This is a genomic window from Faecalibacterium sp. BIOML-A4 (genome assembly GCF_009679665.1).
Lineage (GTDB): Bacteria > Bacillota > Clostridia > Oscillospirales > Ruminococcaceae > Faecalibacterium > Faecalibacterium taiwanense.
Genome location: NZ_WKZG01000033.1, coordinates 1 through 8,999, shown reverse-complemented (window position 1 = coordinate 8,999; position 8,999 = coordinate 1). Strand labels below are relative to the sequence as shown.

Genomic DNA, 8,999 nt, shown 5'->3' with positions numbered 1-8,999 from the left:
CCAATCCACAGCACCCTGAAACTATTGTAGCATTCCGCTGGAGAGCGGTCTATAAATACTACTATTTTATTATACGAAGTAACGCACCATTTCAGGGATGATCTTCTTGAGCAGCTTATCCACCCAGTACATCAGGATGATGCCCATGACGATGGGCATCACGCTGGAGGTGTATTCCACGGTGGGAATGGGGATGCCGAAGAAATCCAGACCCTCAACACCGCTGATGGAGCTGCTGACGAGGACAGCGCCCAGGAACGCGCCCATGATAGGCTCCATCTTGAGCTTGTTGGCCATGGTGTAGCCGATCCAGACGGGCAGCATGGAGAAGCCGGCGCTGAAGATAGCCAGGCAGACCTTTGCGGTGCCGCTGTCGGTGCTCATTCCAAGGTAGTTGACCAGCAGGTTCTTGATGGCAAGGATCAGGCCGCCGGTGATCAGAGCGGGAACGATCGGCATAAAGACAGCTGCGCTGAAGTTGCCGAACTTCGTGACCCAGTACATAAAGCCCTTCTTTTCAGGCTCTTCCTCCACGACCGTGGGGCGGTCATCGGTGGGTTTCCAGCCGGAGACCTCCAGGAAATCGTTGAATGCATCGTTGACTTCCGGTCCGATGATGATCTGCACCTGGCCGGTCTTGTCCACAACGCCCACGACATGTTCAATGCCCTTGATGGCTTCCACATCCACCTTGGACTTGCTGGCGTAATGGATGCGCAGCCGTGTTGCACAGCGCTCAACGAAGGTGATGTTGCTCAGTCCGCCGACCTTCTCCAGGACTTGCTGGGACATCTTTGTATATTTGCCCATGAGTAAATGCCTCCCTTTCGTACCGTAAAATGTTACAAAATATCACATTTTGCACTTCATGTGATGAACAGCTGTGAAATATATTCACCGCTCGGCCGCAGCGAAAACCCGCAGAATTTCGTTGAGTTTTAACCATTCATCGTCTTTTCTACATTGTACCACACTCCGGGTCAAAGTCAATCAGTTTTTGTTACATTTTGTTCGTAAATGTTATTATTTGTTGCTTTTAACAAACAAAAAATCGAGTTTTGCATCATTTTCACTAAATTTTCGACTCATTTACGCAAAAAAGAATGAGCTTTCCGGTGAAAGATAACATTTTCTCCGAAAAGTTCATTCTTTTTTGTTATTTTATGTTACTTTTAATTTCAAGTTATTCTCAGGCCAGCACCAACGGGATATTGTTCTGCCGGAACAGCTCCTGCGTAGCTGCATCCAGACCATCGTCCGTGATCACCAGATCCACATCCGTAATGGGGGCGATCTTGTAGAAGAACGACTTGTTGAATTTGCTGTGGTCGGCCATGCAGATCACCCGCTTAGCTTTTTCCACCAGCGCCTTTTTGGTATGGCCATCCTGCACATCCACCACCGAAAGGCCATCAGTCAGATCGATGCCCTCCAGCGAGAGAAACAAGGTATCGATCTGAAAATGCTGGATGAAATCATCGGTCAGCGGCCCCAGAAAAGCCATGGAGTTCTCACGGAACTCGCCCGGACACATGATGAGCTTGATGTTCCGCATGGTAGCGGTGGTGTTGGCTACCAGCAGAGAGTGGGTCAGTACACTGATGTTGCGTTTGCCGCGCAGCAGCGCAGCCAGCTCGTTGGGCGTGGTGCCCGCATCCAGAAAAACGGAATCGCCTTCGTTGATGTACTCCATACACTTGGCCGCGATGCGCTGCTTTTCGGACACATTGATCTCATTTTTGAAGCTGATGCTGCATTCAAACAGCGAGCCGCTGTTCAGCACTGCGCCGCCGTGTTCCAGCGTAACCATGCCATCCTCAGCCATCGCATTCAGATCCCGCCGGATGGTCATGGAGGACACCTGAATACGCTCTGCCAGGTCGGTGATCACCACACTGCCGTTGCGCTGCAATTCATCCAGAATATAGCGTTTTCGTTCGATTGCATTCATAGCATTTCCTCACTGGGACTCCCATGGCCCCTCTTACACCATTTTTCCAGTTTCTTTACCCGTTCTCTTCCGTTTCGTCCAGTCGCAGCTCGTGCCCGCCGGTGCGGATCATATAGCGTTCGCTGTCAATGTACTGCTCATTCAGCAGCACCACCCGGTCTTTGCCGTCCAGATAGCAGGTGCGGGTGTATACCACAGGCCGCCCCTTAGCAAACCCCAGCGCAGCCGCTGTTTCTGCATCGGCGTACCGCACCCGAATGATGGTCTCCTTTTCCCGGATGACTCGCAGCTTTCTCCACTGCCGCAGCAGCCGGAACACCGACCCGCTCAACAGCTCTTTTGTCAAAAATTCCGCATCCTGCGGCGGAAAGTAATCGATCTCATACACCGCCGGCTTGCCGTTCAGGGCACGCACCCGCCGGGCGCGGCAGTAGCGTTCCTCGCCCTGCTTCACCTCAAACAGGCGGCACACTTCAGTGCTTGGCACCATGTCCAGCTCTGTGCACACGGTGGAGGGCCTGTACCCGTTGGCAATGGCATTTTCGGTCCAGCCGCGGGGCGCGTTCAGGTCGTTGCGCATCACCACCCCGGTCACAAAAGTGCCCTTGCCCGGGTGACGCACCACCAGCCCTTCCTCGCACAGTTCCTCCACGGCACGCCGCACCGTGATGCGGCTCACCTTGTATTGCTCCACCAGTTCATTCTCGGTGGAGAGCTTGTCGCCCTCCCGGCGGCTGCCGGAAAGGATCTCCTGCCGCAGGATCTCTTCCAGCTGCAGATAAAGCGGGGTCGCGCTGTCCGGCACCAGCATATTGTTTTTCCTCCAAAAGCACACATTTTATAATCTACTATGAGCATAACACAATTGTGTGGTAAAATCCAGTATTTCATCGGCAAATTTTGCCTGAGAGCCTATTGTAAATCGTCTTATATTGTATTATAATGTCTTATATACTTATTCCGTTGCAAATTCGATCAACACAGGAGGTATCTTGCATGTTTCATATCCTTGTTGCACGCTTTATCCTGGAGGCCAATGAGAACATCCCCAAAAAGTGCAATCTAAATGATGTCAGCCTGCACTTCGGGCAGGGCTGCATTGCGCATCTGCAGCTGGGGGACGTGTTTGACCGTCCTGACGTGACCCTTGTGCCAGCGCTGGACGCCAATGCGGCTTCCAACGGCGTGATGAAGCGCACCGCCTTTGATTACATTGAGTCCACCATCCTGCAGACTGTGCAGGAGCATCTTTCCGAACTGGATGGCATCTACCTCCACCTGCACGGCGCCAGTGAGGTAGAGGGCATCGGCTCCGGCGACCACCATATCTTAAAGGAAGTGCGCCGCATCGTAGGCCCTTACATGCCCATTGCTGTGGTATGCGATCCCCACGGTAACCTGTGCAAGGAATATGTGGAAGGCACCACCCTCATCCGCAGCTACCGTGAGTCCCCCCACACTGATGTGGAGCAGACCATCCGCTTTGTCTGCTCCCACCTGTTGGAGCTGTTGGAGCACCGCCGCAGCATCACTCCTGTGTACCGCAAACTGCCGCTAATTCTGGGCGGTGAGCAGAGCGTCTCCGCCGACGAACCGGTGCGCTCCATCAACCAGTATATGGATGAGATGGAAAAGGATGACCGCATCCTCAGCGCCAGCTGGCATGTGGGCTACATCCGCCACGACACCGATGTAGCCGGCTGCGGTGTCGTGGTGATTCCCTCTTCCAATGAGTTCCGCCCCTATGCAGAGCAGAAGGCCGATGAGCTGGCCGCCTATGTGTGGGACCGCCGCCATGAGTTCCACTATACCGGCCTGACTCAGGAACCAGACGAGGCCCTGCAGACCGCACTGCACTGCACCGGCAAGCCCGCCTTCCTCACCGACTCCGGCGACAACACCACCAGCGGTGCCATGGGTGCCAACACATGGGTACTGCGGCAGGTGCTGGCTAAACCCGAAGCCCTGCAGGGCAAGCGGGTGCTGTTTGCCGCCATTCAGGACCCCGCCGTCTATACCCTGCTGGCCGGTCATACCGTTGGTGACACCCTGCCTCTGACCCTTGGCATGGGTCTGGATTCCCTGACCGAGCCGGTACAGCTCACTGTAACCCTGAAGCATCTGGGCCGTCAAGAGGGCACCGTCTTGTTTGCTGAACATGGCGATTTTGGCGGCTGTGCCACCGTGTCGGTAGAGGGCCTGCCCATTGATGTCATCGTCACTGACACGAACCATCCCTTTGTAGAGCGGCATCAGACCCTTGCCGCCGGGGTGGACTGGATGGACTACGATGTGGTGATCGTCAAGACCGGCTACGCCTTTCCTGAACCGACCCAGCAGGGCGCGCTGTGCGTGATGTCCCTGACCGACGGCGCTACCTTGCAGGATACCCGCCGCCTGCCCTTCAAGCGCATCATGCGTCCCATGTTCCCGGTAGACGACATTTGATAAAAAAGGAGAACTGCCTTATGAAGATCCTTGTTGCAAAATTTCAGCTGGAAGCCAATGAGCATGTAGACATGAAGTGCGACCTGCCCAACGTGGCCCTTTCCTACGGACGTGACGCCCTGAGCCATATGCAGGTGGGCGACGTATTCGATGACCTAGGCATTGAACTGGTGCCCGTGATCTGTGCAGACGCTGCCTGCAGCGGCGTGATGAAAAAGACCTGCTTTGATTATATTGAACAGACCATCCTGAATGCCGTGCGCGACAACCTGCGGGATCTGGACGGTATCTACCTGCACCTGCACGGTGCCAGCTATGTGGAAGAGATCGGTTCCGGCGAGCACCATTTGGTGGCCGCCATCCGGCAGATCGTGGGTCCTTACCTGCCACTGGCGGTCTCCTGTGATCCGCACGGCAACCTGACCAAAGAGTATGTGGAGAACACCACCTTTATCCGCAGTTACCGTGAGGCTCCCCACACCGACATTGCCCAGACCGTACAGCGCACCTGCCGCGCCCTGATCGAACTGATCCGCCACCGTCAGAACATCACACCGGTATACCGCAAGCTGCCGCTGATTTTGGGTGGAGAACAGAGCGTTTCTGCCGACGAGCCGGTGCGTTCCTTCAACCAGTACATGGACGAGATGGAGAAAGATCCCCGCATCCTCAGCGCCAGTTGGCATGTGGGCTACCTGCGGCATGACTGCCCAGAGGCCGGCTGCGGCGTGGTGGTGATCCCTGCCACCGGAGCCGACCATGCCTATGCCGAGCAGAAAGCCGACGAGCTGGCCGCCTATGTGTGGGGCAAGCGCCATGAGTTCCACTACACCGGCACTACCGCCCAGCCGGACGAAGCTCTGCGCATGGCGCTGAACTGCCCGGACAAACCGTCGTTTATCACCGACTCCGGCGACAACGTGACCAGCGGTGCTCAGGGCGCTAACACCTTTATCCTGCGTCAGGTGCTGGCTGTGCCGGATCTGCACAAAAAGGTGCTGTTTGCTGCCATCCATGATGCAAAACTCTGCCACGCCCTGCTCAGCCTGCCCATTGACACCGTAACGAATGCTTCTGTCGGCATGGGTTTTGATTCGCTGTCGGCTCCAGTTCCGCTGACTCTGCGGGTACTATACAAAGGCATACAGGAGGGCACCCACATGTACGGCGAGGACGGCAGCTATGGCCCGCTGGTGACCGTTGCTGTAGAGGGCACCCCGCTGGTACTAACGATCACCGACAACAACCACTCCTTTGTGGAGGAGCACCAGTTGGATGCCTGCGGCGTGGACTGGAAGAACTTTGACATCATCGTAGTCAAACAGGGTTATATCCATCCAGAGCTCAAAGCTGCCGGTGCCCTGTGCGTGATGTCCCTCACCGACGGTGCCACCCCGCAGGACACCCGTCTGATTCCCTTCAAGCGCATCATGCGCCCCATGTTCCCCATTGACAACATCTGAGCATGTACCTTTTGCCCGTTTTCTCCAGCTGGCCTGTAAGGCATAACAAACCGCCCCGGCTTCCTGTTACGGAAACCGGGGCGGTTTGTTATGCTTTATTCGTGCTTTCTCAAGCGCTCACGCAATCACTTGCGGGGGTTCTTGATAGCAGCCTGTTCTGCACTTTATAAACAGAGAGTACAAGAAAGCGCATATTTACGTTGTTTATTTTTTCAAACATTCGATTTTTTATCCTTTTCGTAATATTCTCAGAAAATAACACATTTTTTCTTTTGCAGTTTTCGGGACAAACTACAACGCATTTTTTCATCTTTTTTCCATCCATTTTTTCTCAAAAATGGAACTTCAAAAAATTTTCCATATCACAAAAAGGAGGTGTTTTTCCACATGAACGCACCCATACAGTTGAAAATCCGAGGTCACACCAAATGATGCTGGACTACTTTTATGGTCAGTCGGGCGAGTTGTTCTCCTATTTCCGCATCCCGAAGGCACTGTTCCAAGACTGCCGTTTCCGGCAGCTTTCCACCGATGCCCGGACACTGTACGGTATCCTGCTGGACCGCATGAGCCTGTCCGCAAAGAACGGCTGGCTGGACGAGCAGGGGCGGGTGTATATCATCTACACCGTCCGGGAAGTGCAGGAATCCCTCTGCTGTGCCGAGCATAAAGCGGTCAAGCTGTTCCGGGAGTTGGAGGACATTGACCTCATCGAGCGCAAGCGCCGTGGTCTGGGCAGACCCAGCCTGATCTATGTCAAGGACTTTTCCTCCGGCTTGCCAAAAGTGCAAGTACTGAATTGCCCAAACAGCAATTCAGGTGCTGCCGAAAGCGCAATTCTGGAGCAGCCAAAACCGCAAGTAAATAAGACTGATAAGAATAAGACAGAGTGGAATGATCCTGACCCTATCTATTCCGGGGGCATCCGGGAGCAGCTTGAGGATTATTTTTATCAGGCGTTAGAGGTGGAACTGCTGCTCCGGCTCTGCCCGGATGATGAGGACACCATCTACCAAATCGTGGATTTGCTGGTGGACACCTGCGCCACCAACCGCAAGCTGCTGCACATTGCCGGAGATGACAAGCCCACCGAGGTGGTACGCAGTCGGCTGAAAAAGCTGAACGCCGACCACATCCGTTTCGTACTGGATTCGCTGGCAGAAAACACCGCCCCGGTGCGGAACATGAAGCAGTATCTGCTGGCGATGCTCTACAATGCGCCCACCACCATGAACCTCTACTATCAGAACAAGACGAACCACGACTTTGCGCGTGGTTCACCGAAGGCGGGGTGATGTTATCGCAAAGAAAGCTACGATTATCGCAGTCACCAATCAAAAAGGCGGTGTGGGGAAAAGCACCACCTGTGAGAACTTAGGCATTGGGCTGGCGATGGAGGGGAAAAAAGTCCTGTTGGTGGATACTGATCCACAGGGTTCACTTACCATCAGCATGGGCTGGCAGCAGCCCGATGAACTGCCCACCACCCTTTCCACCCTGATGCAGAAAGCCATGAACGACCAGCCCATCCAACCCGGTGAGGGCATTCTGCACCATGCAGAGGGCGTTGACCTGATCCCTGCCAATATCGAACTGGCAGGGCTGGAAGTGGCTCTGGTAAACAGCATGAACCGTGAAAAGATGCTCAAGCAGGTGCTGGACAGTGCCAAACGGGAGTACGATTTTATTCTGCTGGACTGTATGCCCTCGCTGGGAATGCTGACCATCAACGCATTGGCGGCGGCAGACGCTGCCTTGATTCCGGTGCAGGCACAGTACCTTTCCGCAAAAGGTCTGGAACAGCTTTTGCAGACCGTGCAGAAGGTTCGGCGGCAGATCAATCCGAAACTGAAAATTGAGGGCATTTTGCTTACCATGACCGACAACCGCACCAACTACGGAAAGCAGATCAGCAATCTGATCCGGCAGGCATACGGAAAGCACCTGAAGGTGTTCGAGCAGACCATCCCACGGTCCGTCCGAGCAGCAGAAACCAGTGCGGCAGGCAAAAGCATCTTTGCCTATGACCCCAAGGGCAAGGTGGCAGAAGCCTACAAATCTCTCGCAAAGGAGGTGCAGGCGGATGCCGATCGACAGCGAAAACTTAGCTCTGAAAGGGCTAGATGACCTGTTTTCCACCGAAGAAAAACGACAGGAGGAACAGCGGGAGCAGGTACAGCAGATTCCCATTGATGCGCTGCACCCCTTCACCAACCACCCTTTTAAGGTGCTGGACGATGAAGCCATGACCCGGACTGTGGAGAGTATCGCACAGTACGGCGTACTGGCTCCGCTGATTGCCCGACCTCGCCCGGACGGTGACGGCTACGAGATCATCTCCGGGCACCGCCGCCAGTATGCGGCGAAACTTGCCGGGCTGGATACCCTGCCGGTCATTGTGCGGCAGATGTCGGACGATGCTGCTGTGATATTGATGGTGGATTCCAATTTGCAGCGTGAACACATCCTGCCCAGTGAAAGGGCTTTCGCCTACAAAATGAAGCTGGAAGCGATAAAAAATCAAGGTGCTAGGTCGGATTTAACTTCGCCGCAAGTTGCGGCGAAGTTCCGCAGCGATGATGCAGTTGCCAAAGACCAAGGCATAAGCGGTGATACAGTTCGACGTTATATCCGCCTAACCAACCTTGTTCCCGAATTGCTGGACATGGTAGACGAAAAGAAGATTGCCTTTAATCCCGCTGTGGAGTTGTCCTATCTGGACGAAAGCCAACAGCGGGATTTTTTAGAAGCAATGAACGACACCCAGAATGCGCCGTCCTTATCGCAGGCGCAGCAACTGAAAAAGATGGCACAGCAGGGAGAGTTCAGCTACGAAAAAGCCTTTGATGTGATGGGACAGGAGAAAAAGAGTGAGAAAGACACCGTGACCATCAAAAACGAGACCCTGCGAAAGTATTTTCCCCGCAGCTACACGCCAAAGCAGATGGAGGAGAAGATCATCCAGCTTTTGGATGCGTGGCAGAAAAAGCAGCAGCGCCACAACGAGCGCTGACCCGTAACGTAAGACCCGATGGGGTCTTTTTTGTTTGCAAAAATTTGGAGACTAACTATTAAAAGTCAAGCCCCAAAATGAAAAAATCCGTCTGCCGACCGCTGCCCCTGACAAACAGCATTCA

Annotated in this window: 8 protein-coding genes; 5 read left to right on the top strand and 3 right to left on the bottom strand. The window is 54.2% G+C overall.

The window, feature by feature from the left end; all coding sequences use genetic code 11:
• Nucleotides 1–69: 69 nt before the first annotated feature.
• The 3 genes from GKG34_RS15395 to GKG34_RS15385 form a co-directional block, all read right to left on the bottom strand.
• Nucleotides 70–810 carry a PTS transporter subunit EIIC gene (locus GKG34_RS15395; protein ID WP_154256834.1) on the bottom strand — a complete coding sequence of 247 codons (741 nt, stop codon included), beginning with the start codon at nt 808–810 and terminating at the stop codon, nt 70–72.
• Between the two features lie 379 nt (nt 811–1,189).
• A complete protein-coding gene (locus GKG34_RS15390) occupies nt 1,190–1,951 on the bottom strand; it encodes a DeoR/GlpR family DNA-binding transcription regulator (protein WP_154256832.1) in 762 nt (253 codons plus the stop codon).
• Between the two features lie 55 nt (nt 1,952–2,006).
• On the bottom strand, nt 2,007–2,762 hold the full coding sequence (locus GKG34_RS15385) for a GntR family transcriptional regulator (RefSeq protein ID WP_154256830.1): 756 nt from the start codon (nt 2,760–2,762) through the stop codon (nt 2,007–2,009).
• Between the two features lie 185 nt (nt 2,763–2,947).
• On the opposite strand from GKG34_RS15385, the gene GKG34_RS15380 reads away from it, so the two are divergent.
• The 5 genes from GKG34_RS15380 (at nt 2,948) to GKG34_RS15360 (ending at nt 8,875) form a co-directional block, all read left to right on the top strand.
• On the top strand, nt 2,948–4,399 hold the full coding sequence (locus GKG34_RS15380) for a M81 family metallopeptidase (protein WP_154256829.1): 1,452 nt from the start codon (nt 2,948–2,950) through the stop codon (nt 4,397–4,399).
• Nucleotides 4,400–4,419: 20 nt separating this feature from the next.
• Entirely contained in the window at nt 4,420–5,862 is a 1,443-nt protein-coding gene (locus GKG34_RS15375; protein ID WP_154256828.1) for a M81 family metallopeptidase, read from the top strand.
• A gap of 428 nt (nt 5,863–6,290) precedes the next feature.
• Complete coding sequence (locus tag GKG34_RS15370; protein ID WP_154256827.1) at nt 6,291–7,157, top strand: DUF6017 domain-containing protein; 867 nt, start codon at nt 6,291–6,293, stop codon at nt 7,155–7,157.
• Between the two features lie 4 nt (nt 7,158–7,161).
• A complete protein-coding gene (locus GKG34_RS15365) occupies nt 7,162–7,989 on the top strand; it encodes a ParA family protein (protein WP_347563475.1) in 828 nt (275 codons plus the stop codon).
• A complete protein-coding gene (locus GKG34_RS15360) occupies nt 7,946–8,875 on the top strand; it encodes a ParB/RepB/Spo0J family partition protein (protein WP_154256825.1) in 930 nt (309 codons plus the stop codon). Before GKG34_RS15365 ends, GKG34_RS15360 begins: the two co-directional genes overlap by 44 nt.
• Nucleotides 8,876–8,999: the final 124 nt, after the last annotated feature.